Here is a 26,038-nt window from a genome sequence, read left to right on the forward strand (position 1 = left end):
AGCGGGCTCAGGCCCCGTCGCCGTTGTCGCTCACCGGGTCCCCGTCGCCGCCGTCGTCCGTCGGCTCGGTGGGGTCCGGCGGGTCGTTCGTCGGATCGGTCGTCGGGTCGGTCGTCGGGTCCTGTGTGCTCGGCTGCGAGGTCGGCGTGGTGGGGTCGCCGGACGGCGTCGTCGGGCCCGTGGAGGGGTTCGTGTTGTTGGTCGGGTCCGACGTCGGCGGGTCGTAGTCCGTCTCGCCGCCGGTGTCGGTGCCCGGGTCCGTGGCGTCGTCCGTCGGGTCCTCGGACGCGCTCTTGCTCGGCTCCTTGGTCTGGGAGTGCTTCGTCGCGGGAGTCTTGGGGCCCGGGTCCTTGTGGTCCTTCTTGTCGGTCGCGCTGAGCGCGACCGCGACACCCACCGCGATGGCGATGATCGCCAGGACGACGAAGATCAACACCTTGCCGCGGCCGCCCTTGCCGCCGCGCGGCCCGCCGTCGAAGCCGCCGTCGTCGCCCGGCGGGCGCAGCATGGGGCTCGGGATCTGCGCGGTGCCGGAGTCCGGGTGGGCCATCGCGGCGGTGCCGGCGACGCCCATGGCCGGGGTGCTGCCGCCCTCGTGCATCGCGACGGGGCCGGTGTTCCAGGTGCCCGTGTGGCTGCCCTGCTCGTGCAGCATCTGCAGCCCGTACTGGACGAGTCCGCGCATCTCCTCGGCCGTCTGGAACCGGTCGTCCGGGTCCTTGGCGAGGGAGCGCATGACGAGTCCGTCCAGCTCCGGCGGCGACGCGTCGGAGACCTCGGACGGCGGCACGGCCTGGTCCTGGACGTGCTGGTAGACCACGGAGAGCGGCGTCTCACCGGTGAACGGGGGCCGCAGCGCGAGGAGTTCGTAGAGCAGACAGCCGGTCGCGTACAGGTCGGAGCGGTGGTCGACGGCCTTGCCGAGCGCCTGCTCGGGCGAGAGGTACTGCGGGGTGCCCATGACCATGCCGGTCTGGGTCATCGTCGACTGCGCGCCGTGCAGGGCGCGCGCGATGCCGAAGTCCATCACCTTCACCGCGCCGGTGTCGGTGATGATCACGTTGGCGGGCTTGATGTCGCGGTGCACGATGCCGTGCTGGTGCGAATAGGCCAGCGCTTCGAGGACGCCGGAGACGATGATGAGCGCCTGCTCGGGGCCCGGCGCCTCCGCGTTGATCAGCAGATCGCGGATCGTCCGGCCCTCGACGATCTCCATGACGATGTACGGGACGACGTTCGGTCCGACGACGTCTTCACCGGAGTCGTACACCGCGACCACAGCGTGGTGGTTCAGGCCCGCGACGGACTGTGCCTCACGCGTGAAACGGGCCTTGGAGACCGGGTCCTCGGCGAGGTCGGAGCGGAGCAGCTTGACCGCGACGGTGCGCCCGAGACGTACGTCCTCGGCCGCGAAAACCTCGGCCATGCCGCCCCGGCCGAGTCTGCGGGTCAGCCGGTATCGGCCATCGCCGACGAGCCCGCCGTTCCCCCACAATTCGGGCGCGTCTGACATACCGCCGCCAGTCGCCTCGGGGTCGGACGGGCCCTGAGCGCGCTGCGTCTGTGCCATCAGTCCTCGCCGTCGTTTCTGGTCGTGGTACTTGGTACTGAGTACGTCGCGGTACGGGGTACTCCGTCGGGCCACGCTACAGCCTTCGGGACACCCCCCGGTTCGAGGTGGACCGGACATCAAAGCCGCCACACGGTCCCGTGCGCAAACTTGTAACGCTTCCGAGACGCTTCTTGCGCGTACGGTCACGGAACGGGCACCGAGCTTGACGCGTCATCGTCCTGGGGCAGACTTGGCCTGGAATAAGCGGTAAATCGATCACCAGCCGCGGAGCCGTCCGGCAACCGCGCCGATGGGGGACGCACGAGATGAGCAGTCAGGACGGCGCACAGGGGCGGTACGCGGGGCGTTCGCTGGCCGGTGGCCGCTACCAACTGCGTGATCTGCTCGGCGAGGGCGGCATGGCGTCGGTCCATCTCGCCTACGACACCGTGCTCGACCGCCAGGTCGCCATCAAGACGCTCCACACCGAGCTGGGCCGCGAACAGTCCTTCCGCGAGCGCTTCCGGCGCGAGGCGCAGTCGGTGGCGAAGCTCACGCACACCAACATCGTGTCGGTCTTCGACACCGGCGAGGACGAGTTGGACGGCGCGACGATGCCGTACATCGTCATGGAGTACGTGGAGGGCAAGCCGCTCGGCTCCGTGCTCGACGCCTCCGTCACGCAGTTCGGCGCGATGTCGACCGACCAGGCACTGAAGATCACCGCGGATGTGCTGGCCGCCCTGGAGATCAGCCACGAGATGGGCCTGGTCCACCGCGACATCAAGCCCGGCAACGTGATGATGACCAAGCGTAACGTCGTGAAGGTCATGGACTTCGGCATCGCCCGCGCCATGCAGTCCGGGGTCACCTCCATGACCCAGACCGGCATGGTCGTCGGCACCCCGCAGTACCTCTCGCCCGAGCAGGCCCTGGGCCGCGGCGTCGACGCCCGCTCGGACCTCTACTCGGTCGGCATCATGCTCTTCCAGCTGGTGACCGGCCGACTGCCGTTCGAGGCGGACTCGCCGCTGGCCATCGCGTACGCGCACGTCCAGGAGGAGCCGGTCGCCCCCTCCTCGATCAACCGGTCGCTGCCGCCGGCCGTCGACGCGATCGTCGCCCGCGCGCTCAAGAAGAACCCGAACGAGCGCTTCCCGACCGCCGAGGCCATGCGCGACGAGTGTCTGCGCGTCGCCCAGTCCTTCCAGGCGGCGGCCCCCAGCATCGTGCCGGGCGCGCAGACCGCGAGCGGCGCGGGCGTGGGCGCGGCCGTCTTCCCGCCGGTCGACGCGTCGCTGCCGCAGAGCGGCCCGGTCCAGACCCCGTACCAGACGGGCCCCGGCCAGTACGGCCCGTCCACCCCGGCCCCGACCCCCGCGCCGACGCCGGGGTACGGCTATCCGCAGCAGCACCCGCAGCAGCACGGCTACCAGACGCCGCCGCCGGTCAACGCGTACGCGCCGCAGCAGGGGGCGCCGCAGGGGATGCCGCAAGGGGCGCACACCCCGCCGCCGTACAACCTCTCGCCGCAGCCCGCGACGACGTCGCCCGCGAACGGCTCGGGCGGCTCCGGTGGCGGCAAGCGGAACATGCCGGTCATCGTCGGCTCGATCGTCGTCGCCCTGCTCGCCATCGGCGGCCTGATCGCGGCGGTCTCCCTCAGCGGCGACGACGGCGGCGACAAGGAGGCCGGCGGCGACAAGTCGAAGGCGCCGGTCGCGGGGCACAAGGGGCCCGACCACAACGCGACGATCGAGACCGAGAAGTGCACGGACCCCGAAGAGGGTTACAACGACGAGAACAAGATCAAGGTCCCTGACTTCACGTTCAGGGACTGGCGGTCGGTCCTCTCCTGCCTGCAGGCGGCGGGCTGGAGTTACGACAAGCGCAAGGTCGATGAGAACGCCTACGGGCAGGACACCGTCATGCGGCAGTCCCCCAAGGAGGGCACGGAGGTCGACCCGAAGGACGTCACCATCCAGTTCGACATCTCCACGGGCAACCCGGCCTGACGGACGCGGCTCCCCTTCTTCCCGTCCACCACGCAAAGGGGCTCGGTACGCGGGGTGCGTACCGAGCCCCTTTGCGTGCCAGTGTCCCCGCAGTCCTAGAGGTACGGTCCTCCCGTGCGGCCGGCGAGGCCGCCGCCCGGCTCGTCCTCCTCGTCGCTGCCGCCCACGCCGGGCGGCAGCGCCCGCCGCATCGACTCCAGCTGCGCCCGCGCCGCCATCTGCTGCGCGAACAGCGTCGTCTGGATCCCGTGGAAGAGGCCTTCGAGCCAGCCGACCAACTGGGCCTGCGCGATGCGCAGTTCCGCGTCGCTGGGCGTCGAGTCGTCCGTGAAGGGCAGGGAGAGCCGCTCCAGCTCCTCGACGAGCTCCGGGGCGAGACCGTCCTCCAGCTCCTTGACCGAGCTGGCGTGGATCTCCTTGAGCCGCACCCGGCTCGCCTCGTCGAGAGGAGCCGCCCGCACCTCCTCAAGGAGCTGCTTGATCATGCTGCCGATGCGCATGACCTTGGCCGGCTGTTCGACCATCTCCGTCACCGGAACCTCGCGGGATTCGTCGTCTCCGCCGCCACCGAGAGCCATTCCGTCCTGGCCCACGACCAGGACCTGGGGGCTCTCCGGCGACCGTTCGTTCCTCGGCATCTCCATGCCGCCATTCTCTCGCACCCGTACGTCACACATCGGTGGTGCCCCCATACGCGGTTGATCCACCCCCTCCGTACGGGGTTGATCCGCCCTCCATACGGGTTGATCCGCCCTCAGCCGCGCCGCAGCCGGAGTCCGAGGAAGCCGAGGCCGAGGCCGATGAGGAGCAGGCCGCCGCCGAGGGGCAGGACCCGCAGGTTGGGCAGCACGGGCCCGACGAGCGGCCGCTCGGTCGGCTGGGATGCGGTGTCCCGGAGCGTGACGGGGAGCGGCTCGGGCTTCGCGGGGCGCGGGGGCGGCGTGTAGGGCGCGCGCGGCACCTGGGGCAGGTCGGTGAGCGGCGGCCTGACCTGACCGGGCCGCTCGCGTCCCTCGCCCGGCCTGCTGCCGGCCCGGGAGGTCTCGTCGACGGTGGTGACCGGACGCCTCGGCGGGGGGTGTGCCGCCGCGTACGGGACGAGGTCGGGCACGAACACCGTGAGGATGGCGAGCAGCACGCCCACCACCGCGCCCACCACCAGGACCGCGCGCCGTCCAGCCCATGAAGCTTCCACCGCGCTGACCCCCTCCCGTCGCCGGGCCGCCAGAATCAACAGCATTCGCTGCGCGTTGCGCTGTGTTTCGCCAACGCTGCGCCGCGCTGGTGACAAGCCTCACATGACGCCGGATATCCGGCATCTCGGCCAGCTCAGCCTTCCAGGTGACAGCGGGAGGACCACCCAAGGGGCGCGGGGAACTGCACGACCAGCCCCCACGCCCCCGCAGCCGAAAAATCACCTAGGGGCAAGGCTCCACGTCACCGGGTCAACAGCACCTTGCCGATGTGCCCGCTCTCCTCCAGGACCCGGTGCGCCGCCGCAGCATCCCGCATCGGCACCATACGGTCCACGATGGGCCGCACATGCCCCCCGCCGAGCAGCGGCCAGACGTGCTCCCGTACGGCCGCGACGATCGAGGCCTTCTCGGCGGCCGGACGCCCCCGCAGCGAGGTCGCGGTGACGGCGGCCCGCTTCTGGAGGAGCGCGCCGATGTTCAGCTCGCCCTTGGCGCCGCCCTGCATGCCGATGATGGCGAGGCGCCCGTTGACCGCGAGGGCCTTGACGTTCCGGTCGAGGTACTTCGCGCCCATGTTGTCGAGGATGACGTCCGCGCCCGCCCCGTCCGTGGCCCGCTCGATCTCCTCGACGAAGTCCTGCTCGCGGTAGTTGATGAGGACGTCCGCCCCCAGCTCCCCGCAGAACGCCAGCTTCTCCTTGCTGCCCGCCGTGACGGCGACCTTCGCCCCGACGGCCTTGGCGAGCTGGATCGCCATGGTGCCGATGCCGCTGGAGCCGCCGTGCGCGAGGAGCGTCTCGCCGGGCCGCAGGTGGGAAATCATGAACACGTTGGACCACACCGTCGAGGTGACCTCGGGCAGCGCGGCCGCCGTGACGAGGTCGACGCCGTCCGGTACGGGAAGGAGCTGGCCGGCCGGCACGGCGACCTGCTCCGCGTATCCGCCGCCGGAGAGCAGCGCGCACACCTCGTCGCCGACGGCCCAGCCGGAGACGCCGGGGCCGAGGGCGGTGATCCGGCCCGAGCACTCCAGGCCGGGGTAGGGGGAGGCGCCGGGCGGCGGGTTGTAGAAGCCCTGCCGCTGCAACAGGTCGGCGCGGTTCACGGCGCTCGCCACCACCTCGACGAGCACCTCGCCCTCGCCGGGCACGGGATCGGGGACCTCGGCCCATACGAGCGCTTCGGGGCCGCCGGGTTCGGGGATCGTGATCGCATACATGCTGGCGAGGCTACTCGCGTCCCCCACCGCTCACCGGGCGACGGCCCACAGAGCCCTGCGAGCCTGCGAGCCCCGCGAGCCTGCGAGCCTGCGAGCCCCGCGAGCCTGCGAGCCCCGCGAGCCTGCGAGCCTGCGAGCCTGCGAGCCCCGCGAGCCTGCGAGCCCCGCGAGCCTGCGAGCCTGCGAGCCCTGCACACCCCCACGGCCCACCCAGCCCGCGCTCAGGCCGGCCGGACCCCCCAGGGATCCACCATTACCATTCCGGTGGGCCGGACACCCTCCCCCGCCCGCCTCAGCTCGGCGGCATCGGCTTCAGGTCCGGGGCGACCACCGTCCCCGGTGAGGCCCGCACGATGGTGATCAGGCGGTCCGTCAACTCCAGCTTGCCCACGGCCGGATCGTCGTAGCCGAGCACGCGATGCCCTCGTACGACACTCACCACCAGGTCGTCCGTCTCCCGCACGTTCAGCCCCACCTCGGCCTTTATCACCGGGCGTTCCACCAGGTCGAGGCCGCTGCCCTGCTGGATCAGGTCCTCCATGACCATGCCCGCGCTGGGGCTCAGCACGGAGAGACCGAGGAGCCGGCCCGCGGCGCTGGCGCTGGTGATGACGGCGTCGGCGCCGGACTGCCGGAGCAGCGGCGCGTTCTCCTCCTCGCGCACCGCCGCCACGATCTTCGCCCCGCGGTTCAACTGCCGTGCGGTGAGGGCCACCAGGACCGCCGTGTCGTCCCGCTGGGTCGCGATAATGATCTGGCGGGCCCGCTGCACCTCGGCACGGAGCAGCACGTCGCTGCGCGTCGCGTCGCCGATGACGCCCGCGAACCCCTCCGCCGTGGCCGCGTCGATGACCTTCGCGCTGGGGTCGACCACCACGATCTGCTCCGGCTTCAGACCGGTCGCGCAGACGGTCTGGATCGCCGACCGGCCCTTCGTGCCGAAGCCGACGACAACAGTGTGTTCACGCAAGTTGGACCTCCAGCGGGACAGACGCCATTCCTCGCGGGTCCGTTCCGTGAGCACTTCGAGTGTGGTGCCGACCAGGATGATCAGAAAGAGCACGCGCAACGGCGTGATCAGCAAAATATTGGTGAGCCGTGCGCTGTCGCTGTACGGGACGATGTCGCCGTACCCCGTGGTGGAGAGCGTGACGGTCGCGTAGTACGCGGAGTCGAGGAAGTCGACGCGACTGTCCGAGTTGTCGTGATAGCCGACACGGTCGATCCAGACTATGAACGTCGTCAGAGCGAGCACCATCAGCGCCATCGCGAGACGGCGGGTGACCTGACGCAGCGGACGCTCGACCCTGCGTCGGGGAAGTTTGATCCGGTACGTGGTGTGCTGCTCTTCGGGGTGACGCGCGATCGCGTCATGCCCGGGAAGTTTCACGTGAAACGCTCCTCGCCGTCTGCGGCTGCGTCTGCATCGGGGGCTCGGCTTGGGGCTGTGCGGGGGCGGGGGCGGGGGCCTGGGCCCGGGGCTGTGCGGGGGCCTGGGCCCGGGGCTGTGGCGGTGCCTGCTCCGGGCCCGCCTCCGGGCCCGGCTCCCCCGCCTGGCCCCGCTTGCGCTCCCGCCGGGCCCGGCACACCGTACGTGCCCGTCCCGGTCCCCACATCCGGCACCGCCCACGGCAGATCGAGGATCTCCAGCTCCTGCCCCGCCCGCGCCCCGCCGGGCGGCACGACCGCGAGCCCGTCGGCCGCCGCGATGCCGCGCAGCATCGCCGGACCGTTGAAGCGCAGGGGCACGGCCCGTTCGCCGCGCAGGGTGACCGGGACGAGGCGGGTGTCGTGCGGGTGCCCGTGGACCGCGTCGCGCAGGGGAGCGGTGTACGTCGACGGGCCGCCGCACCCCGTCGCGCGCCCGGAGAGCGTCCGCAGCAGGGGCTCGGCCAGCGTCAGCAGCCCGGAGACCGCGGCGAGCGGGTTGCCGGGCAGTCCGACGAGATGCTGTCCGGGCCGCACGCGGGCCAGCAGCATGGGGTGCCCGGGGCGCACGGCCACGCCGTCCACGAGCAGTTCGGCGCCGACCCGGGCCAGGATCGGGTGGACGTGGTCGACGGGCCCGGACGCGGTGCCGCCCGTCGTGACGATCAGGTCGGCGGTGGACGAGCTGATCGCCTCGCGGAGCGCCTCCGCGTCGTCCCCGAGCCGCCGGACCCCGGTCACGTCGGCGCCCAGCGCGTGCAGCCACGGCGGCAGCATCGGACCGAGCGCGTCCCGGATGAGGCCCTCGTGGGGGAGGCCGGACGTCAGCAACTCGTCGCCCAGGACGAGGACTTCGGCGCGGGGCCTGCGGACCACCGCCAGCGTGTCGTACCCGGCGGCCGCGGCCAGACCGAGCACGGCGGGGGTGACCAGCGCGCCGGCGGGCAGCAGATGGTCGCCGGAACGGCACTCCTGGCCGCGCGGGCGGATGTCCTGCCCGGTGACCACCTCGCGCCGTGCGTGCAGGCGGCCCTTGTCGTCGAGGGTGCCGTGCTCGCTGCGCAGGACCGCGGTGGCGTCCTGCGGGATGCGGGCACCCGTCGCGATGCGCACGGCCTGCCCGCAACCGAGCGCCTCCGGGCGACCGTGCCCGGCGAGGATGCCGTCGGCCCGTACGTCCCAGGGGCCGGGGCCCGCGACGACCCAGCCGTCCATCGCGGACGTGTCGAAGGACGGCAGATCGGTGAGGGCGCTGAGCGGTGCGGCCAGGATCAGACCGAGGGCACGGTCCAGGGGTACGGGGGCAGGCTCGGCCACCGGCCGCGGCGCGGCCCGCTCCGCGGCGGCGCGGGCGGCGGGCCACGGGGTGATGTCACGGTGCTCACCGGCTGCGGGGCCGGGGGGCGGGGCGGCGGGGGTGGCGGGGGTGACTGGCGGGGCCGCCGTGCCCGGAGTTGCCGGAGGGGTCGGGGCCGACGGGGATGGCGCGCCGTGGGTGCCACGGTCATCACGGTCACGGTCGCCGTTCACGAGGGCGAGGGCTTCGTCGAGTTCGGCGTCCGGCACCGGTTGCCCGGTCATCGGGCGTCCGGTCGTGTTCCGGGGGCGGCTTCGGGGTTGGGGCCGGGGTGGGCGCCACCGGACGCGGACTCGGGGCCGGCGTCGGGCTTCTCGTCCAGTTGGTCCTCGTCCACCCAACGGGCCGCCAACGCGACGGCCTTGCGCGTCGCCTCGGCCACCGCCTCGGCGCCGCCGGCCGCTCCGCCCCGCGAGGCGGCCTGCGCCGCCGCGTATCCGACGAGGAACGTGGTCAGCGGTGCGGCCGGCCTGGCCACGCCGTGCGCGGCGTCGCGGGCGAGGTCAAGGAGGGCGCCGGTGTCCACATCGAGATCGATGCCCAGCTCGTCCTTGACTGCGGAAATCCATTCATCCAACACGTTGCCATGCTCCCTGATGCGGGCCCGCGCGGCGGCGATGTCGTCCCAGGTGTCGCAGTCAAAAGCGGCAAGAGCCCCACCAACCCTGACCAACCAAAGCCGCCCGGTAAGCCACCGCAGGGGCAGACCGGCGAGGGGGGTGGGGGTGGGCGGGGGGACGGGCCTGGGGGGCTCGGCGGGCGTGGTGGCCCCGTGGGATCCGGTGGGCTCGGCGGGCCTGGTGGACCCAGCGGGCTCGGTGGGCCCGGCGGATCCGGTGGGCCTGGTGAGCCCGGTGGACCCGGTCGACCCGGCGGACACAGCGGACCCGGCAGACCCCCCAACCCCACCCCGCACGGCACCCCCACCACCCCCCTCGCGGGCAGCGATCCCGTCCATCTCGCGGCGCAACGCCTCCCGCCGGTACGCGGCGACGAGTGGCTGGTCGCGGCCGTCGGGGTCCGTCAGCACCGCGCCATCCGCGCCGCTCTCCCGCAACGCGCCCAGCAGCCGGCGCACGGTCCGCTCGTCCAGGAACGGCAGGTCGGCCGAGAGCACCACCACCCACTCCGCCGTGGTGTGCCGCAGGCCCGCGTCCAGCGCGGCCAGCGGTCCGCCACCCGGGGGCTCCTCGCGGGCCCACACCACCGGGCGCGCGGTCGGCCGCGGCGCCGCCACGACGACGGTGGTGCCGGCGTCGGAACAGGCCGCGAGCACCCGGTCGATCAGCGTCCGCCCACCGACCCGCACCCCGGGCTTGTCCGCGCCGCCGAGCCGCGCCGCACCGCCCCCGGCGAGCACGACGGCGTCGTACGGCGTGGCGGGCCCGAGCGGCTCACCGCCCTCGTTCGTGGTCACCCACTGAGTATGGCCGTACGAAGGATCAATGCCACCCCCGCGAAGGGCCCAACAGCCAAGGGACTTACGTCACGTTCCCTCCGCCCCAAACACCCCACACACCCCACGCGCACCACAAGGCCCGCCACCCCCCCCTACTCCCCCCTAGCCCCCCGTCACAGCCCCCCTCACAGCGACCGCAGCAGCACCGAAGGCTGTTCGACGCAGTCGGCCACATAACGCAGGAACCCGCCCGCCGTACCCCCGTCACACACCCGGTGGTCGAAGGTGAGCGACAGCTGGACCACGTGCCGCACCGCCAACTCCCCTTCGTGCACCCACGGCTTGGGCACGATCCGGCCCACTCCGAGCATCGCCGCCTCGGGGTGGTTGATGATCGGCGTGGAGCCGTCGACCCCGAACACCCCGTAGTTGTTGAGGGTGAAGGTCCCTCCGGTGAGCTCCGCCGGGGTGAGCGTGCCCGCCCGCGCGGACTCGGTGAGGCGGATCAGCTCCGCGTTGATCGAGTCGGTCGAACGGGTCTGGCAGTGCCGCACCACCGGGACGACAAGGCCACGCTCGGTCTGCGCGGCGAAGCCGACGTGGATGTCGGCGTACTGCCGCACCTCGCGCGCGTCCATGTCGACGGAGGAGTTGAGCAGCGGGTACCGCGTCAGCGCGGCCACGCTGATGCGGGCCAACAGCGCGAGCAGCGACACCTTCCGCTCACCCGCCTCCCCCGCCTCCCGGTCGCGCCCGGTCACCGCCGCGTTCATGGCCTTGCGGGCCGCGAGCAGTTCGGTCGCGTCGGCGTCCACCCAGCAGGTGGCCTCCGGTATCTCGCGCCGGCTGCGGGACATCTTGTCGGCGACCAGGCCGCGGATGCCGGTCAGCGCGTGCCGGGTCACGGGCCCGGCGTGGTGCGAGTCCTGCGCCGCGCTCACCTGCCGGCGCACCTCGGCGGCGGCCGCGCGGCCACGGATCTCGGGGTCGGCCGTCGGCGCCGCGGAGGACCCGCCCGGCGCGTACGGCGCCCCGCGCGTAACCGTGCCGCTGCCCGCCCCCACCGCAGACGCAGACGCCGACGCGACAGCGGACTCGACGTCGGCCCGCGTGATCAGCCCCTCCGGACCGGACCCCACGAGGGCCCGCAGATCCACGCCGTTCTCCCGGGCCAGCTTCCGTACGAGCGGAGAGATCACCGGAACCGGCCCGTCCGCGCACGGGACCGAAGTGACCGTCGCAGCCCCGTCCCGCGGCGATTCCGGCTCCCGCTCGGGCGCAGGCGCCTCCGGAAGCTGTCCCGCAGGCCGCGAAGGCCGCCGCACCCTGCGCCGGCGCGCGGGAGCCGCCCCCGTGCCGTATCCGACGAGGACGTTGCCGGAGGACTCCTCGGCCGCCGTCTGCAACGCGCGCTCGGCGGGCTCCTCCGGAACCCGGGACCCAATCCCTCCCGGCTCGCCCCCGACACCGGCCCGATCCGACACACCCGCCCCGGCCGCCGCCCCCACGGCAACCGTCAACAGCGGCGCTCCGACCGGCAGTTCCGCGCCCTCCTCACCGAAGCGTGCGGTCACCACGCCTCCGTAGGGACACGGCACCTCGACCATCGCCTTGGCCGTCTCGACCTCGACGACCGGCTGGTCGACGGCCACGACGTCGCCCACCTCGACCAGCCAGCGGACGACCTCCGCCTCGGTCAGCCCCTCGCCGAGGTCGGGCAGCTTGAACTCAAGAACCTGGGCCATCAGCTCTCCGCCTCCCACTGAAGCCGCGCGACCGCGTCCAGGATCCGGTCCACGCCCGGAAGGTGGTGCTTCTCCAGCATCGGCGGCGGATACGGGATGTCGAAGCCCGCGACGCGCAGCACCGGCGCCTCCAGGTGGTGGAAACACCGCTCGGTGACCCGCGCGGCGATCTCCCCGCCGGGCCCGCCGAAGCCGTTCGACTCGTGCACGACCACCGCGCGGCCGGTGCGCCGCACCGACGCGGCGACCGTCTCGTCGTCGAAGGGCACCAGCGAGCGCAGGTCGACCACTTCCAGGTCCCAGCCCTCCGCGCGCGCGGCCTCGGCCGCCTCCAGGCAGACGGGCACGGACGGCCCGTACGTGATGAGCGTGGCGCTGCGTCCGGCGCGCCGCACCACCGCGCGGCCTATCGGCTCAACGGGTCGCGGGGCGTCCGGGTTCCAGTCGGCCTTCGACCAGTACAGGCGCTTCGGCTCCAGGAAGACCACCGGGTCGTCGGAGGCGATGGCGGCGCGCAGCAGGCCGTAGGCGTCGTCGACCGTGGCGGGCGTGACCACGTGCAGCCCCGGCGTCGCCATGTAGTACGCCTCGGAGGAGTCGCTGTGGTGCTCGACGCCGCCGATGCCGCCGCCGTAGGGCACGCGCACCGTGATGGGCAGCGGCATGGCGCCCCGCGTGCGGTTGCGCATCCGCGCCACATGCGAGATCAGCTGCTCGAAGGCGGGGTAGGCGAACGCGTCGAACTGCATCTCGACGACCGGACGCAGCCCGTACATCGCCATGCCGACGGCCGTCCCGAGGATCCCCGCCTCGGCCAGCGGCGTGTCCGTGCAGCGGTCCTCGCCGAACTCCTCGGCGAGCCCGTCGGTCACCCGGAACACTCCGCCGAGCGCTCCGACGTCCTCGCCGAGGACGTGCACCGAGGAGTCCTCGGCCATGGAGTCCCGCAGCGCGCGGCCGAGCGCCTGCGCCATGGTCGCCGGTTTGGTGGCGGGCTTCGCCGCGACCGTGGTCATCGCGCTTCCTCCTCGGCCTCTTCCGAGGCCACTTCCAGCTCCGCGCGCAACTGGTCCGCCTGCTCCCGGAGTTGGGAGGTCTGCTCGGCGTACACGTGCGTGAAGAGGTCCATCGGGTCGAGGACGGCTTCCTGGTTCATGCGCTCGCGCAGGTCGGCCGCCATGGCCTCCGCGTCGTCGGCCGTCCGCCGCTTCATGTCGTCGTCCAGGAGTCCGCGCTCCGACAACTCCCGCTCCAGGAGCAGGATCGGGTCATGGTCGCGCCAGGCCTCGACATCGGCGTCCTGGCGGTACCGCGTGGCGTCGTCGGCGTTGGTGTGCGCCTCCATGCGGTACGTGACGGCCTCCACGAGCGTCGGCCCGCCGCCCGCCCGCGCGCGGGAGACCGCTTCGCTCAGCACGTCGTGCATCGCCACCGCGTCGTTGCCGTCCACCAGGCGCCCCGGCATGCCGTACCCGACCGCCTTGTGGGCGAGGGAGGGTGCGGCGGTCTGCTTGGCGAGCGGCACGGAGATGGCGAAGCCGTTGTTCTGCACGAGGAAGACCACGGGGGCCCGCCACACCGCGGCGAAGTTCAGCGCCTCGTGGAAGTCGCCCTCGCTGGTGCCGCCGTCACCGACCATGGCGAGCGCGACCACGCCGTCGCCCTTGAGCCGGGCGGCGTGCGCGAGACCCACCGCGTGCGGCAGCTGCGTCGCGAGCGGGGTGCTCAGGGGCGCCGTGCGGTACTCGCGCGGGTCGTATCCGGTGTGCCAGTCGCCGCGCAGCAGCGTCAGCGCGCTCGCCGGGTCGAGGCCGCGGGCGACCACGGCGAGCGTGTCCCGGTAACTGGGAAAGAGCCAGTCCCGCTCCTCCAGGGCCAGCGCGGCCGCTATCTCGCACGCCTCCTGCCCGGTGCTCGACGGGTAGACCGCCAGCCTGCCCTGCTTCGTCAGAGCCGTCGCCTGCGTGTTGTAACGGCGCCCGCGCACCAGCTCCGCGTACAACCGGCGCAGCAGCCCCGGGTCGGCCTTCTCGGCGGCCGGCGTGCCGAGGACGCGATACGGCTCCGCGTCCGGCAACAGCGGCGCGGGGTCGGTCCTGGGCTGCCAAGCGGGGGGCGGGGTGGGCCGATAGGCGCCCCGCTTCTCCATGACCGTCATGACGGCACCTCCTGGGGGAAGCGGTCTCCTCGTGGGAGCGGTAAAAGAGGCGCGCCGACGTGATGCGCCTCACCTACCGATTGTTCGGTCGTCGGCACATTTTGGCTACAGGCACCGTCAGGCTGTGGACAAACGGTTCTGCACAGCCTGGGATGGATGCAGTACGTCCATGGTAGGGAGGCGGGGGGACATGGCATCTGAACGAATGGCCGACGGGCAGGACAGCGACCGCCCGGAGCTCCGGGCCCCCGAGCCCCGCCCCTCGGACGCCGGGATCCCCGAGCCCCGGCTCCCCGAACCGCGCACGTCGGAGCAGCCCGTCCCCGAGCCCCGTCCGCTGGACGCCATCGACCGCGACATCCTGCAGATCCTTCACACGGACGGTCGCGCGTCGATACGCTCCGTGGCCGAACGCGTCCACGTGTCGCGCGCCAACGCCTACGCGCGCATCAACCGCCTCATCGACGACGGCGTCATCCGGGGGTTCGGGGCGCGGATCAACCACGAACGCGCCGGGCAGGGGGCGTCCGCGTACATCACGCTCAAGATCGTCCAGAACACCTGGCGTACGGTGCGCGAGCATCTGCGCGCACTTCCCGGTGCGTCCCACATCGCGTTGGTCAGCGGTGACTTCGACGTACTGCTCCTGGTGCACACGCCGGACAACCGCGCCCTGCGGGAGCTGGTGCTCACCCGGCTCCAGTCCATCCCCGAAGTGCTCAGCACGCGGACGCTGCTGGTCTTCGAGGAGGACGACATGGAGCCGGAGCCCTGACCCCGCAGGCGCACGTCAGCGCTCGGTGCGCAGCCCCGCGAAGGCCAACTGCACGACGGCGTCGGCGATCTGCTCGCCGTTGGCGGCGCCCCGGCTCTCCGGCCGGTACCACTCCACGATGGAGTTGATCATTCCGAAGAGCAGCCGGGTGGCCAGGCGCAGCTCGACGTCGGAGCGCAGATCACCGTCGGCGACGGCCTCCTTGAAGAGCTCGGCCACCTGCTGGTCGAACTCCCTGCGCCGCTCCATGGCCCAGCGCTCGGTGTCCGTGTTGCCGCGCACGCGCAGCAGCAGGGTCACGTACGGCACCTCGGCGACCAGCACCTCCACGGTGCGCCGCGTCACGTACTCCAGGCGCTCCACCGCACGCCCCACGCGCGCGTGCTCCTCGTCGAGGATCCCGAAGAGCCCGTCCAGGGCCCGGCTCACCGCCCGCCGAAGCAGCTCCTCCTTGCCCGCCACATGGTGGTAGATCGAGGACTTGGAGATGCCGGCCGCCTTGGAGAGGTGCTCCATGGAGGTGCCGTCGTAGCCCCGCTCGTTGAAGACCCGGACGGCCACACTGAGCAGCGTCTCCGGGGTGTACGTGTCCCGCCGGGCGGTGGTCATGAGTACTCCTCTCGCACGGCCTGGCGCCGCAGTGCCTGGGAGGGCGCGTAACGCCCGGTGGGGTACTCGTCGTGCAGGACGTCGAGCGCCTCGGCCACCCGGTACGCGGTGAGCTTGCGGCCCCATTCCAGCGGCCCGAGCGGGTAGTTGACGCCGAGCCGCATGGCGGTGTCGACGTCCTCAGCGGCGGCCACCTCACGGCCCACGGCGTCGAGGGCGAAATCGATCAGCATCCACACCGTGCGGGCCACGATCATCCCTGGAGCGTGCCCGATGACGCTGACCTTCTTGCCGAGCGCCTGGAAGAGGCCGATCGCCTCCTTCAGGGCCTGCTCGCCCACCCTGCCGGACGGCGAGAGCGCGATCCGGGTGGCGGCCCGGTAGTCCAGCGCGAGGTCGAAGTGGATCGTGGGCTCCGAGGCGGCGTCCGGGGCCGTGCCGTCGGCCAGGGCCAGCCGGGCGCCGCCGGGCAGCTCGATGTGGCCGGGGCAGCTGGGCACGCCCTTGCCGTGGCCGACCCGGATCCCCGCCCCGGCGATCAGGCCGGGAAGCGCGTCCGCCGGGAAGAGGTCGCCGTGGACGGTGACGGAGGCCGGGGCCTTCTCGTCGGGCGCGGTGTGCGGCTCCGCGCGCGGGACGTCGTCCCCGTACGCGTACCAGCCCTGCCCCGACTTCCGGCCGAGACGGCGGGACTCGACGAGGCGGCGCTGGGCGAGCGACGGCGTGAACTTGGGGTCCTGGAAGAAGGACTCCCACACGGAGCGGGTGACGGCCTCGTTGACGTCCTGCCCGATCAGGTCGGTGAGCTCGAAGGGGCCCATCTTGAAGCCGCCGCTCTCGCGCAGCACGGCATCGATCGTGGCGGGGTCGGCGACCCGCTCCTCGTACAGGCGCAGCGCCTCGGCGTAGAAGGGCCGGGCGACGCGGTTGACGATGAAGCCGGGGGTGTCCGCGCAGCGCACCGGGGTCTTGCCCCAGGCCTTCGCCGTCTCGTACGCGCGCGTGGCGGCCGCCGGGTCCGTCGCGAAGCCGCTGACGACCTCGACGAGGGGGAGCAGCGGCGCCGGGTTGAAGAAGTGCAGGCCGACGAAGCGGCCGGGCACGCGCAGCGGGCCCGCGACGGCGGTCACCGAGAGGGACGAGGTGTTGGTGGCGAGCAGACAGTCCTCGGCGACGACGTCCTCGAGCTCCTGGAACAGGCGCTGTTTGACGTCCAGTTGCTCCAGGATCGCCTCGACGACGAGGCCGCAGCCGGCGAGCTCCGCGAGGCTCTGGGCGGGGGTCAGCCGGGCGCCGGCGGCGGCGCGGTCCTCGGCGGTGAGGCGGCCCTTCTCGACGAGCCGGTCCAGGCGGGCACCGATCGCGTCGGCCGCCGCCTGCGCGCGGTCGGGCGCGGCGTCGTACAGCAGCACGGGGTGGCCCGCGACCAGGGCGACCTGGGCGATGCCCTGCCCCATGGTCCCGGTACCGACCACGGCAACGGCGCTGCTGAGCTCGAGTGCTGTCATGTTCGCGATCCTCCCGCACGGCCCGTCGGCCGCAGGGTCCGGGGGTGGCCGTGAAGAAGTTGTCCACAGGTTCGGCAGACCCCCTTGTCCCGACCGATCGTTCGGTTACTCTAGCCCTGTCAGAGCGTTCCTGCCCACCGTCCCTGCCCAGCTCGCCGGCTCGACGCAGAGCCGCCCGAGGAGGAGTTGGTCCCGTCATGGCCGCCGAACTCACCGCGCCCCAGCTGATCGCCAAGCACCGGCCCACCCTCGACCAGGCGCTGGAGACCATCCGCTCGCGCGCGTACTGGTCCCCCCACCCCGAGCACCCCAAGGCCTACGGGGAGAACGGCAGCCTGAGCCTGCCCGAGGGCAAGGCCGCCTTCGACGCCCTCCAGGGCACCCGCTTCGACCTCGACCAGCCCGGCACGGACGACTGGGTGGGCGGCGAAGTCTCGCCGTACGGCCCCGAGTTGGGCATCACGTACCCGCACCCGGACCTCGACACCCTGCTCCCCGCGATGCGCGCGGGAATGCGCGCCTGGCGCGAGGCGGGCGCCGAGACGCGCGCGATCGTCTGTCTGGAGATCCTGTCCCGGATCAGCGCCCGGACGCACGAGTTCGCGCATGCGGTCATGCACACCAGCGGCCAGGCCTTCATGATGGCCTTCCAGGCCGGCGGGCCGCACGCCCAGGACCGCGGCATGGAAGCCGTCGCGTACGCGTACGAGGAGCAGTCCCGCACCCCCGACGCGGCGGAGTGGAGCAAGCCCCAGGGCAAGCGCGACCCGCTTGCGCTGAACAAGCGCTTCACGCCCGTGGCGCGCGGCATCTCGCTCCTGATCGGCTGCAACACCTTCCCGACGTGGAACGGCTACCCCGGCCTGTTCGCCTCCCTCGCGACCGGCAACCCCGTCCTGGTCAAGCCCCACCCGCGCGCGGTCCTGCCGCTCGCCCTGACGGTGCGCATCGCCCGTGAGGTCCTCGCGGACACCGGCTTCGACCCGAACCTGGTGTGCCTCGCCGCCGAGCGGCCCGGCGAGGGCATCGCCAAGACCCTCGCCGTCCGCCCCGAGATCAAGATCATCGACTACACGGGGTCGACGTCGTTCGGCGACTGGCTGGAGGCCAACGCCCGCCAGGCGCAGGTCTACACCGAGAAGGCCGGCGTCAACACCGTCGTGGTGGAGTCGACGGACAACTACAAGGGGATGCTGGCCAACCTCGCCTTCTCCCTGTCGCTGTACAGCGGCCAGATGTGCACCACCCCGCAGAACCTGTTGATCCCCCGCGACGGCATCGAGACTGACGCGGGCGCCAAGTCGTACGACGACGTGGTGGCCGACCTCGCCGCCTCGGTGAGCGGCCTGCTCGGCGACGACGCGCGGGCGAACGGCATCCTCGGCGCCCTGGTCAACCCGGACGTGAAGAGCCGCCTGGAAGCGGCCGCGGGACTCGGCGAAGTCGCCCTCCCCTCCCGGGAGATCGTCAACCCGGACTTCCCCGAAGCCGTGGTCCGCACCCCGGTGATCGTCAAGCTGGACGGCGCCAAGCCGGACGCCGAGGCGGCCTACCTCAGCGAGTGCTTCGGCCCGGTCTCCTTCGCGGTCGCCGTCGACTCGGCGGCCGACGCCGTGGAGCTGCTGCGCCGCACGGTGCGCGACAAGGGAGCGATGACCGTCGGGGCGTACACGACGTCACAGGAGCTCTCCACCGCCGTGGAGGAGACCTGCCTCGAAGAGTGCGCCCAGTTGTCCCTCAACCTCACGGGCGGCGTCTATGTGAACCAGACGGCGGCGTTCTCGGACTTCCACGGCTCGGGCGGCAACCCCGCGGCGAACGCCGCGCTGTGCGACGGCGCGTTCGTGGCCAACCGGTTCCGCGTGGTGGAGATCCGCAAGGACGCCTGAGGCGCCTGACCTGCGGCGGGTTCAGGCCTCCGGTCCCGGGGGCCTGCCCGCCGACCAGTGGAAGAGGGTCATGCCGACGCTCGTCGCGAGGTTGTAGCTGGAGACCTGCGGGCGCATCGGCAGGGCCACCAAGTGGTCCGCGCGGCGCCGCAGTTCGGCCGAGAGCCCGCTGCGCTCGGAGCCGAAGGCGAGCACGGCGTCGTCCGGAAGCTTCAGCCCCCGGATGTCCTCGCCCTCCGCGTCCAGCGCGAACACCGGGCCCGGCGGCAGCTCGGTCACGTCCATGCGCTCCACCGCCGTCGCGAAGTGCAGGCCGGCGCCGCCGCGTACGACCGTGGGATGCCAGGGGTCGAGCGTGCCGGTCGTGACCACCCCGGTCGCGCCGAACCCCGCGGCGAGCCGGATCACCGCCCCCGCGTTGCCGAGATTGCGGGGGTCGTCGAGCACGACGACAGGGGATGGCCTGGGCATCCGCCCCAGCGCCTGAAGGTTGTCCGCGCGGGAGGGTCGCTCGGCGAGCGCGGCCACCGCCGTGGGGTGCAGCCGCGGCACCAGGGCGCGCAACCGCTCGTCGGGTACGTCCACGAGGAGCGCGCCGAGGGCGTCCCGCACGTCAGGCGCGAGGTCGTCCGCGAGGGCGAGGACACCGGACCGGTCACTGGTCAGCGCGACCGGTACCCGTGCGCCGAAGCGCAGGGCGTGCTTGATCGCGTGAAAACCGTCGAGCAGCACGGAGTCATCGGCGAGACCGCGCCAGCGGCGTACGGCGTCCGCGGGACGTACGGCATCCTCGGGGCGCGCGGCATGCGTACCGGACGCGCTGCCCCTACGGTCCGTACCGCCGGCGGCGTCCGTGCTGTTCATGGAGAGAAGCCTACGTGCGCGGTTCTGGTGGGCTCTTCGTCCGGCTTTCCGCCGGGGCCCCCGGCCGACTGCCCGTCCGGGACGCGCTGCTCTGGCATGCCGCCGGTACGTCCCTCGTTGTCAGCACCGTCAGGGCGACGGAGCCGGGAAAGCGGAAGCCGAGCAACCGCCCCATCACGCGCGCGTGCCGCCCAGCCGCCCACCCGGAGCAGGAACGACGTCGGCAGGAACACCGAGTCGGCCGCGATCATCGCGAGCGAGAAGAACGGCAGCCCCAGGACGACCGCGATCACCGAATGCTCGACGATCATCGCCGCCAGCAGCACGTTCTTGACCCGGCGATTGAAGAGCGTGAACGGGAAGGCCACCTGCACGGCGACCGTTCCGTACGTCACCAGCAGCACCATGATGCCGTGGGACGAGAGCAGCTCGGAGAGCGCGGGCCACGGGGAGAAGTAGTCGAGGTTCAGCGGGTAATAGACGGCCGTGCCGTCCTGCCAGCGGCTGCCCTGGATCTTGTACCAGCCGGCCGTCGCGTAGATCAGACAGGCCTCGACCATGATCACCAAAAGGCCCGCGTTGTGGGCGATGTTGGCCACGACGTCGAGCAGCTTGCGGAACTCGCCGAGCGAGGCGCTCCGGTCCGCGCGCCACCCCACGGCCCACCACAGGCCGTGCGCCAGCAGCATGCCCCAGAGGAACAGCAGCCAGCCGTGACTGAGCTCGCCCATGAACGTCACGACGGACAGAGCGAGCCCGCACACCCACCACAGGGCGGGCCCCACCCGGTCCACCCGGTCCGCCCGGTCCGCCCCGTCCGCCCGAGCGGCGTCCGCGCCCCCGGCACGCGCGCGTGCCGCCCGCCGTGCGTCCAGCGACCAGACCTGGCCGCACCGGATGAAGACCAGATAGGTGGCCATCAGGTGGATGACGTTGTCGCCGCCGTCCCCCATGAAGATGCTGCGGTTCTGCAGCGACAGCACGCCGATCATGAAGAGCACGGACATCACACGGGTGTGCCAGCCGAGCAGCAGCAACGCACTGCTGAGGACCGCGAGCGCGTACACGGCCTCGAACCAGAGGTTGCCGTCCGACCACATGAGAGCGGTGAAGGCGCCGTTGTTCGCGATGAGCTGCTGGGCCATGTCCCAGTTCCAGGGACCGTCGGGCCCGTACATCTCCTGGCGGTGGGGGAGTTCGCGCAGCAGGAAGAACAGCCATGTGCCGGCGAAGCCGATCCGGACCACCGCGGTCTGGTACGGGCCGAGGGCGTACCCGGTGACCTTGGTGATGGCCCCGGCGACGGTTCCTGCAAACGGGCGTTCGAGCCGGATCACGGGGTATCCCCCTTCGTCTGTACGACCGTCCTGACCGGGCCCTGCGCGCCGTTTTCGCTCTCCGGCCCCTTGCCGAGCGGCAGATCCCCGGGTTTCACCGGCCACCAGGGGAGCTGCCGGTACGACGGCTTGGTGGAGACCTTCTCCTCGCTCCACTTCGGGGGCCGCACGTTCGTGATCTTCGAGCGCAGCTGCACGTTCGCGATCTCGTCACCCTTGCCGCCCGGCGCCTTGCGGTCGAGCCGCAGGTAGGCGATCCGGCGGATGTACTGCTCGGAGAGCTGGCCGCGCAGGCCGACGGGACGATTCTTCGCGTCGTGCGAGCCCACGTAGAAGTCCCAGGCCCGGCGGAGTTCGTTCTGCTGCGTGTGGCTGGGCAGCAGGCTGCCGTCGATGGCGGCGCCGTCCTCGGCGGACAGCTCGTACCAGTCCGTGGTCCGCATCGTTCCGCCGGCGGTACGGAGCTCCGCCCGGGCCTGCACGGCGACGTTCTGCTGGAGCGGGTTGGGCGCGAAGAGCTTCCAGTTCTGCTCGAACTCGGGGTAGATCCAGTCGTCGACCACATCACCGTGCTGCTTGGTGAGCGTGTTCGACGGTGCGACATGGAGGAACAGCATCGCTATATGGGCGCAGGCGGCCACACCGACAAGGGCCAGGGCGCATGCGGCGACGACCTGATACCCGAGCTTCAGTCCAGCGATACCGGCGCGGGCGGGGGCGCTGTCGGTCGCGGAGGGGCCGTCGGTTGCGAGGGCACCTTCGGTCGCGGGGGGCCCTCCGGTCGCGGCTGACCCATCGGTCGCGGGGGCCTCATAGACCGCCCGGGCCCCGTCCGTCGCGGGAGGCCCTTCGGTCACCGGGACCCCATCGTCATCAGAGGCCCCACCGGCCCCATCCACCCGATCGGCCCCATCGTCGAGGCGATCCGTCCCCTCGCCCTCCGTCACCGGCCCGGGCTCGTCAGGCACCGCGGACCCACCGCCCGAGCCCTTGTCGTACCCGTCCATTCCGCCCCGTTCCCCGATCGCGCACCGAACCCTGCCGCCGGAACGGTACTCAGGCCCGACCGTCACGGACAGCGTCCGTGAAGTTATCCACAGGGTTGACACCTTATGGCGGAGGGCCGCACCATTGAATTCAACGAACCGAACGATCGGTCGGGCGGTTCGCATCAGGGTCGAGGGGGCCGAGATGGCGACAGCAGCCGCACACCAGGCGGCAAGGACGGAGCCGGACGAGACCGCGTCCGCCGCCGCGAGCACGGCGGAGCACCAAGCCGTCTTCGACGCGGCGGTCGCCGCCGACGAGCGCATCGAGCCGCGCGACTGGATGCCGGACGCCTATCGCGCGTCCCTGGTCCGCCAGATCGCGCAGCACGCGCACTCCGAGATCATCGGCATGCAGCCGGAGGCCAACTGGATCACCCGCGCCCCCTCCCTGCGGCGCAAGGCGATCCTCATGGCCAAGGTGCAGGACGAGGCCGGTCACGGCCTGTATCTGTACAGCGCCGCCGAGACTCTCGGCACCAGCCGTGACGAGCTGCTCGACAAGCTCCACTCCGGCCGCCAGAAGTACTCCTCGATCTTCAACTACCCCACGCTGACGTGGGCGGACGTCGGCGCGATCGGCTGGCTGGTGGACGGCGCGGCGATCACCAACCAGGTCCCCCTGTGCCGCTGTTCGTACGGCCCGTATGCGCGCGCGATGGTCCGCGTCTGCAAGGAGGAGTCCTTCCACCAGCGCCAGGGGTACGAGTCGTTGCTCGCTCTCAGCCGCGGCACCGAGGCCCAGCACGAGATGGCGCAGGACGCGGTGAACCGCTGGTGGTGGCCGTCCCTGATGATGTTCGGCCCGCCGGACGACGAGTCCTCGCACTCCGAGCAGTCGATGACGTGGAAGATCAAGCGCCACTCGAACGACGAGCTGCGTCAGCGCTTCGTCGACATCTGCGTCCCGCAGGCCGAGTCGCTCGGCCTGACGCTCCCCGACCCGGACCTGATGTGGAACGAGACCCGGGGGCACCACGACTTCGGGGCCATCGACTGGACCGAGTTCTGGGACGTCCTGAAGGGCAACGGCCCCTGCAACGACCAGCGGATCACCCAGCGCCGCCGCGCCCACGAGGACGGCGCCTGGGTCAGGGAGGCCGCGGCCGCGTACGCCGACAAGCAGGCGACCGCCCAGCAGACAGCCAGCAGCAGCGCGCACGGCGTCGCCGCACGGCACGGAGAGGCGACAGCATGAGCAGCTCGACCGACTGGCCGCTGTGGGAGGTGTTCGTCCGCTCCCGTCGCGGGCTCTCCCACACCCACGCGGGCAGCCTGCACGCCCCGGACGCGGCGATGGCCCTGCGCAACGCCCGCGACCTGTACACCCGCAGGAGTGAGGGCGTCTCGCTCTGGGTCGTGCCCTCCGCCGAGATCACCGCCTCCTCACCGGACGAGAAGGACTCCTTCTTCGAGCCGGCCGGCGACAAGCCCTACCGCCACCCGACGTTCTACGACATCCCGGAGGGGGTGAAGCACCTGTGACCGCCTCACCCCCCGCGCCGTCGCGCACTCCCGTCCCGTCCAGCGCTCCCGCCGCGACCGGTGCCCCCGCCGCAGCCGGCCCCCGCACACCCCGGGACCCGGCCCCGCCCGCCCTGGCCCTCGGCGACGACGCCCTGGTGCTCTCCCACCGGCTGGGGGAGTGGGCCGGACACGCACCCGTCCTGGAAGAGGAGGTCGCGCTGGCGAACATCGCCCTCGACCTGCTCGGCCAGGCCCGCGTCCTGCTCTCCCTGGCCGGCGACGAGGACGAGTTGGCGTACCTCCGCGAGGAGCGCGCCTTCCGCAACCTCCAGCTGGTCGAGCAGCCGAACGGCGACTTCGCCCACACCATCGCCCGCCAGCTCTGCTTCTCCACCTACCAGACGCTGCTGTACGGCCAGTTGGCGTCCGGCAACGGCGAGTTCGCCCCGCTGGCCGCGAAGGCCGTCAAGGAAGTGGCCTACCACCAGGACCACGCCGAGCAGTGGACCCTGCGCCTCGGCGACGGCACGGACGAGAGCCACGGCCGGATGCAGCGCGGCCTCGACGCGCTGTGGCGGTTCACCGGCGAGATGTTCCAGCCCGTGGCCGGCCTGGACGTCGACTGGCAGAAGCTGCGGGACGACTGGACCGCCTCGGTGACCGCGATCATCGAGCGGGCCACCCTGACCGTGCCCGGGGGCCCGCAGTCCGGCGCGTGGACGGCGGGTGCGGGCCGCCAGGGACTGCACACCGAGTCCTTCGGCCGGATGCTCGCCGAGATGCAGCACCTGCACCGCAGCCACCCGGGGGCGTCATGGTGACGGCCGCGCCCACCGCGCTGGAGGCGGAGCTCCTGGCCCTCGCGGGTTCGGTGCCCGACCCCGAGCTGCCCGTGCTCACCCTGGCCGAGCTGGGCGTGGTGCGCGGCGTGCGGGTCCTCGCCCCCGGCAAGGCCGACGTCGAGCTCACCCCGACCTACACGGGCTGTCCGGCGATCGAGGCCATGTCCGCCGACATCGAGCAGGTGCTGCACGACCGCGGCATGGCCGAGGTGTCGGTGCGCACGGTGCTCTCCCCCGCCTGGTCCACGGACGACATCAGCGCCGAAGGGCGCCGCAAGCTGGCCGAGTTCGGCATAGCTCCCCCGCGCTCCCACGCGGCGGACGGGCCCGTCCCGCTGGGCCTGTCGATCCGCTGCCCCCACTGCGGCTCGACCGACACGGAGCTGCTCAGCCGCTTCTCCTCCACGGCCTGCAAGGCGCTGCGCCGCTGCGCCTCCTGCCGTGAACCCTTCGACCACTTCAAGGAGTTGTGATGGCCCGCTTCCACCCGCTCCGGATAGCGGCGGTCGACCGGCTCACCGACGACTCCGTGACGCTGACGTTCGACGTGCCGCCGGCACTGCGCGAGGAGTTCCGCTTCACCCCGGGCCAGCACCTCGCCATCCGCCGCTTCGCCGACGGCGCCCAGATCCGGCGTACGTACTCGATCTGCTCCCCGGCTCCCGCCCTGGACGCCCCGGACGAACCCCGGTCCCTGCGGGTCGGGGTGCGTCTGGTCGAGGCCGGCGCCTTCTCCACGTACGCCTTCAAGGAGCTCTCGGTCGGCGACGAGCTGGACGTGATGACACCCGCCGGGCGCTTCACGCTCGACCCGGCCCCGGGCCGTTACGCGGCGATCGTCGGCGGCAGCGGCATCACGCCCGTGCTCTCCATCGTCACGACCCTCCTGGAGCGCGAGCCGAAGGCGGACTTCTGCCTCATACGCAGCGACCGTACCGCCGCCTCGACGATGTTCCTGGAAGAGGTCGCCGACCTGAAGGACCGCTGGCCCGACCGGTTCCAGCTGGTGACCGTGCTCTCCCGCGAGGAGCAGCAGTCGGGGCTGGACTCCGGGCGGCTCGACGAGGAGCGGCTCACCCGGCTGTTGCCCGCGTTGTTGCCGGTGTCGGACATCGAGGGCTGGTTCCTGTGCGGGCCGTTCGGCCTGGTCCAGGGCGCGGAGCGGACGCTGCGCGCGCTCGGCGTGCCCCGGCGTCGGGTCCACGAGGAGATCTTCCACGTGGACGACAACCTTACGGCCGCCTCGCCGACCACGTCCCCCGCCGCCGCTTCCACCGCCCCCGCACACAGCACGCTGATGGCGACGCTCGACGGCCGCTCGGGCACCTGGCCCGTCCAGGACGGCGAGACACTGCTCGAAACGGTGTTGCGCAACCGCGCCGACGCGCCCTATGCCTGCAAGGGCGGCGTGTGCGGTACCTGCCGTGCGTTCTGTGTCTCGGGCGAGGTGCGGATGGACCGCAACTACGCGCTGGAGCCGGAGGAGACGGAGGCCGGGTACGTCCTCGCGTGCCAGTCCCGACCGGCCACGGGCGCGGTGGAGCTGGACTTCGACCGCTGAGGAGACGTAAGGACCACCTGACCCGCTCGCCCCGGCCCGCCGCCCTGCGCCCCTCCGCCCTCCGCCCTTCC

Annotated in this window: 23 protein-coding genes; 8 read left to right on the forward strand and 15 right to left on the reverse strand. The window is 72.2% G+C overall.

All coding sequences use genetic code 11. The features are described from left to right. Positions 1-7 precede the first annotated feature (7 nt). Positions 8-1,570 (reverse strand): protein kinase, encoded by a 1,563-nt coding sequence (locus tag ACFYO9_RS24280; RefSeq protein WP_355812357.1) that lies wholly within the window; start codon positions 1,568-1,570, stop codon positions 8-10. A gap of 308 nt (positions 1,571-1,878) precedes the next feature. Between ACFYO9_RS24280 and ACFYO9_RS24285 the strand changes: the two genes are divergently transcribed. Next, positions 1,879-3,567 (forward strand): protein kinase, encoded by a 1,689-nt coding sequence (locus ACFYO9_RS24285; protein ID WP_358777891.1) that lies wholly within the window; start codon positions 1,879-1,881, stop codon positions 3,565-3,567. A gap of 95 nt (positions 3,568-3,662) precedes the next feature. On the opposite strand, the gene ACFYO9_RS24290 is transcribed toward ACFYO9_RS24285, so the two are convergent. The 9 genes from ACFYO9_RS24290 to pdhA all read right to left on the reverse strand — a co-directional run bounded on the left by ACFYO9_RS24290 (position 3,663) and on the right by pdhA (position 14,069). After that, positions 3,663-4,211: a bacterial proteasome activator family protein gene (locus ACFYO9_RS24290; RefSeq protein WP_358777890.1), complete on the reverse strand. Its 549-nt coding sequence runs from the start codon at positions 4,209-4,211 to the stop codon at positions 3,663-3,665. Between the two features lie 110 nt (positions 4,212-4,321). Then, on the reverse strand, positions 4,322-4,762 hold the full coding sequence (locus ACFYO9_RS24295; protein WP_358777889.1) for a hypothetical protein: 441 nt from the start codon (positions 4,760-4,762) through the stop codon (positions 4,322-4,324). 242 nt (positions 4,763-5,004) lie between these two features. Beyond that, positions 5,005-5,982 carry an NAD(P)H-quinone oxidoreductase gene (locus tag ACFYO9_RS24300; RefSeq protein ID WP_355812345.1) on the reverse strand — a complete coding sequence of 326 codons (978 nt, stop codon included), beginning with the start codon at positions 5,980-5,982 and terminating at the stop codon, positions 5,005-5,007. 292 nt (positions 5,983-6,274) lie between these two features. Next, entirely contained in the window at positions 6,275-7,372 is a 1,098-nt protein-coding gene (locus ACFYO9_RS24305) for a potassium channel family protein (RefSeq protein ID WP_355812342.1), read from the reverse strand. Further along, positions 7,369-8,991 (reverse strand): molybdopterin molybdotransferase MoeA, encoded by a 1,623-nt coding sequence (locus ACFYO9_RS24310; protein ID WP_358777888.1) that lies wholly within the window; start codon positions 8,989-8,991, stop codon positions 7,369-7,371. Before ACFYO9_RS24310 ends, ACFYO9_RS24305 begins: the two co-directional genes overlap by 4 nt. Then, complete coding sequence (locus tag ACFYO9_RS24315; RefSeq protein WP_358777887.1) at positions 8,988-10,184, reverse strand: NTP transferase domain-containing protein; 1,197 nt, start codon at positions 10,182-10,184, stop codon at positions 8,988-8,990. Before ACFYO9_RS24315 ends, ACFYO9_RS24310 begins: the two co-directional genes overlap by 4 nt. A 167-nt stretch (positions 10,185-10,351) precedes the next feature. Further along, complete coding sequence (locus ACFYO9_RS24320) at positions 10,352-11,911, reverse strand: dihydrolipoamide acetyltransferase family protein (RefSeq protein ID WP_358777886.1); 1,560 nt, start codon at positions 11,909-11,911, stop codon at positions 10,352-10,354. Continuing rightward, positions 11,911-12,927 carry an alpha-ketoacid dehydrogenase subunit beta gene (locus ACFYO9_RS24325; RefSeq protein WP_355812335.1) on the reverse strand — a complete coding sequence of 339 codons (1,017 nt, stop codon included), beginning with the start codon at positions 12,925-12,927 and terminating at the stop codon, positions 11,911-11,913. Before ACFYO9_RS24325 ends, ACFYO9_RS24320 begins: the two co-directional genes overlap by 1 nt. Continuing rightward, positions 12,924-14,069 (reverse strand): pyruvate dehydrogenase (acetyl-transferring) E1 component subunit alpha, encoded by a 1,146-nt coding sequence (gene pdhA / locus ACFYO9_RS24330; RefSeq protein WP_358777885.1) that lies wholly within the window; start codon positions 14,067-14,069, stop codon positions 12,924-12,926. The genes ACFYO9_RS24325 and pdhA overlap by 4 nt, the downstream gene beginning before the upstream one ends. 190 nt (positions 14,070-14,259) lie before the next feature. Between pdhA and ACFYO9_RS24335 the strand changes: the two genes are divergently transcribed. Beyond that, positions 14,260-14,844, forward strand: coding sequence for a winged helix-turn-helix transcriptional regulator (locus ACFYO9_RS24335; protein WP_358711106.1), 585 nt, complete (start codon positions 14,260-14,262; stop codon positions 14,842-14,844). A gap of 15 nt (positions 14,845-14,859) precedes the next feature. On the opposite strand, the gene ACFYO9_RS24340 is transcribed toward ACFYO9_RS24335, so the two are convergent. Then, on the reverse strand, positions 14,860-15,453 hold the full coding sequence (locus tag ACFYO9_RS24340; protein ID WP_355812326.1) for a TetR/AcrR family transcriptional regulator: 594 nt from the start codon (positions 15,451-15,453) through the stop codon (positions 14,860-14,862). Then, on the reverse strand, positions 15,450-16,961 hold the full coding sequence (locus ACFYO9_RS24345) for a 3-hydroxyacyl-CoA dehydrogenase (protein ID WP_358777884.1): 1,512 nt from the start codon (positions 16,959-16,961) through the stop codon (positions 15,450-15,452). The genes ACFYO9_RS24340 and ACFYO9_RS24345 overlap by 4 nt, the downstream gene beginning before the upstream one ends. 197 nt (positions 16,962-17,158) lie before the next feature. Between ACFYO9_RS24345 and paaN the strand changes: the two genes are divergently transcribed. Continuing rightward, positions 17,159-18,850, forward strand: a complete 1,692-nt coding sequence (gene paaN / locus ACFYO9_RS24350; protein ID WP_358777883.1) for a phenylacetic acid degradation protein PaaN — start codon at positions 17,159-17,161, stop codon at positions 18,848-18,850. Between the two features lie 21 nt (positions 18,851-18,871). On the opposite strand, the gene ACFYO9_RS24355 is transcribed toward paaN, so the two are convergent. Genes ACFYO9_RS24355 through ACFYO9_RS24365 form a run of 3 tightly spaced genes read right to left on the reverse strand, consistent with a single transcriptional unit; the run spans position 18,872 to position 21,668 of the window. Further along, on the reverse strand, positions 18,872-19,714 hold the full coding sequence (locus ACFYO9_RS24355; protein WP_358777882.1) for a TrmH family RNA methyltransferase: 843 nt from the start codon (positions 19,712-19,714) through the stop codon (positions 18,872-18,874). After that, complete coding sequence (locus tag ACFYO9_RS24360; protein WP_358777881.1) at positions 19,711-21,051, reverse strand: HTTM domain-containing protein; 1,341 nt, start codon at positions 21,049-21,051, stop codon at positions 19,711-19,713. The genes ACFYO9_RS24355 and ACFYO9_RS24360 overlap by 4 nt, the downstream gene beginning before the upstream one ends. Further along, on the reverse strand, positions 21,048-21,668 hold the full coding sequence (locus ACFYO9_RS24365) for a DUF5819 family protein (RefSeq protein WP_388666559.1): 621 nt from the start codon (positions 21,666-21,668) through the stop codon (positions 21,048-21,050). Before ACFYO9_RS24365 ends, ACFYO9_RS24360 begins: the two co-directional genes overlap by 4 nt. Before the next feature lie 574 nt (positions 21,669-22,242). Here ACFYO9_RS24365 and paaA point away from each other — a divergent pair. From paaA to ACFYO9_RS24390, 5 genes are read left to right on the forward strand one after another with little or no spacing between them, the layout of a single operon-like run. Then, complete coding sequence (gene paaA, locus ACFYO9_RS24370) at positions 22,243-23,295, forward strand: 1,2-phenylacetyl-CoA epoxidase subunit PaaA (RefSeq protein WP_358777879.1); 1,053 nt, start codon at positions 22,243-22,245, stop codon at positions 23,293-23,295. Beyond that, positions 23,292-23,582, forward strand: a complete 291-nt coding sequence (gene paaB / locus ACFYO9_RS24375) for a 1,2-phenylacetyl-CoA epoxidase subunit PaaB (protein WP_355812306.1) — start codon at positions 23,292-23,294, stop codon at positions 23,580-23,582. The genes paaA and paaB overlap by 4 nt, the downstream gene beginning before the upstream one ends. Then, positions 23,579-24,385 carry a 1,2-phenylacetyl-CoA epoxidase subunit PaaC gene (paaC, locus tag ACFYO9_RS24380; RefSeq protein WP_388666562.1) on the forward strand — a complete coding sequence of 269 codons (807 nt, stop codon included), beginning with the start codon at positions 23,579-23,581 and terminating at the stop codon, positions 24,383-24,385. The genes paaB and paaC overlap by 4 nt, the downstream gene beginning before the upstream one ends. Continuing rightward, entirely contained in the window at positions 24,379-24,879 is a 501-nt protein-coding gene (gene paaD / locus ACFYO9_RS24385) for a 1,2-phenylacetyl-CoA epoxidase subunit PaaD (RefSeq protein WP_355812303.1), read from the forward strand. The genes paaC and paaD overlap by 7 nt, the downstream gene beginning before the upstream one ends. Continuing rightward, positions 24,879-25,967 carry a 2Fe-2S iron-sulfur cluster-binding protein gene (locus tag ACFYO9_RS24390; RefSeq protein ID WP_358777878.1) on the forward strand — a complete coding sequence of 363 codons (1,089 nt, stop codon included), beginning with the start codon at positions 24,879-24,881 and terminating at the stop codon, positions 25,965-25,967. The genes paaD and ACFYO9_RS24390 overlap by 1 nt, the downstream gene beginning before the upstream one ends. Positions 25,968-26,038: the final 71 nt, after the last annotated feature.

This window comes from Streptomyces sp. NPDC005863, assembly GCF_042871345.1.
Classification (GTDB): domain Bacteria; phylum Actinomycetota; class Actinomycetes; order Streptomycetales; family Streptomycetaceae; genus Streptomyces.

Excerpts from the sequence above, each read along its gene's own strand:
- ACFYO9_RS24390 (WP_358777878.1), top strand. The coding sequence starts at position 24,879 with ATGGCCCGCTTCCACCCGCTCCGGATAGCGGCGGTCGACCGGCTCACC.
- ACFYO9_RS24325 (WP_355812335.1), bottom strand. The coding sequence starts at position 12,927 with ATGACCACGGTCGCGGCGAAGCCCGCCACCAAACCGGCGACCATGGCG.
- paaD (WP_355812303.1), top strand. The coding sequence starts at position 24,379 with ATGGTGACGGCCGCGCCCACCGCGCTGGAGGCGGAGCTCCTGGCCCTC.
- ACFYO9_RS24335 (WP_358711106.1), top strand. The coding sequence starts at position 14,260 with ATGGCATCTGAACGAATGGCCGACGGGCAGGACAGCGACCGCCCGGAG.
- ACFYO9_RS24355 (WP_358777882.1), bottom strand. The coding sequence starts at position 19,714 with ATGAACAGCACGGACGCCGCCGGCGGTACGGACCGTAGGGGCAGCGCG.
- paaN (WP_358777883.1), top strand. The coding sequence starts at position 17,159 with ATGGCCGCCGAACTCACCGCGCCCCAGCTGATCGCCAAGCACCGGCCC.
- ACFYO9_RS24290 (WP_358777890.1), bottom strand. The coding sequence starts at position 4,211 with ATGGAGATGCCGAGGAACGAACGGTCGCCGGAGAGCCCCCAGGTCCTG.
- ACFYO9_RS24285 (WP_358777891.1), top strand. The coding sequence starts at position 1,879 with ATGAGCAGTCAGGACGGCGCACAGGGGCGGTACGCGGGGCGTTCGCTG.
- ACFYO9_RS24300 (WP_355812345.1), bottom strand. The coding sequence starts at position 5,982 with ATGTATGCGATCACGATCCCCGAACCCGGCGGCCCCGAAGCGCTCGTA.
- ACFYO9_RS24345 (WP_358777884.1), bottom strand. The coding sequence starts at position 16,961 with ATGACAGCACTCGAGCTCAGCAGCGCCGTTGCCGTGGTCGGTACCGGG.
- ACFYO9_RS24320 (WP_358777886.1), bottom strand. The coding sequence starts at position 11,911 with ATGGCCCAGGTTCTTGAGTTCAAGCTGCCCGACCTCGGCGAGGGGCTG.
- ACFYO9_RS24365 (WP_388666559.1), bottom strand. The coding sequence starts at position 21,668 with ATGCTGTTCCTCCATGTCGCACCGTCGAACACGCTCACCAAGCAGCAC.
- paaA (WP_358777879.1), top strand. The coding sequence starts at position 22,243 with ATGGCGACAGCAGCCGCACACCAGGCGGCAAGGACGGAGCCGGACGAG.
- ACFYO9_RS24310 (WP_358777888.1), bottom strand. The coding sequence starts at position 8,991 with ATGACCGGGCAACCGGTGCCGGACGCCGAACTCGACGAAGCCCTCGCC.
- ACFYO9_RS24280 (WP_355812357.1), bottom strand. The coding sequence starts at position 1,570 with ATGGCACAGACGCAGCGCGCTCAGGGCCCGTCCGACCCCGAGGCGACT.
- ACFYO9_RS24340 (WP_355812326.1), bottom strand. The coding sequence starts at position 15,453 with ATGACCACCGCCCGGCGGGACACGTACACCCCGGAGACGCTGCTCAGT.
- pdhA (WP_358777885.1), bottom strand. The coding sequence starts at position 14,069 with ATGACGGTCATGGAGAAGCGGGGCGCCTATCGGCCCACCCCGCCCCCC.
- paaB (WP_355812306.1), top strand. The coding sequence starts at position 23,292 with ATGAGCAGCTCGACCGACTGGCCGCTGTGGGAGGTGTTCGTCCGCTCC.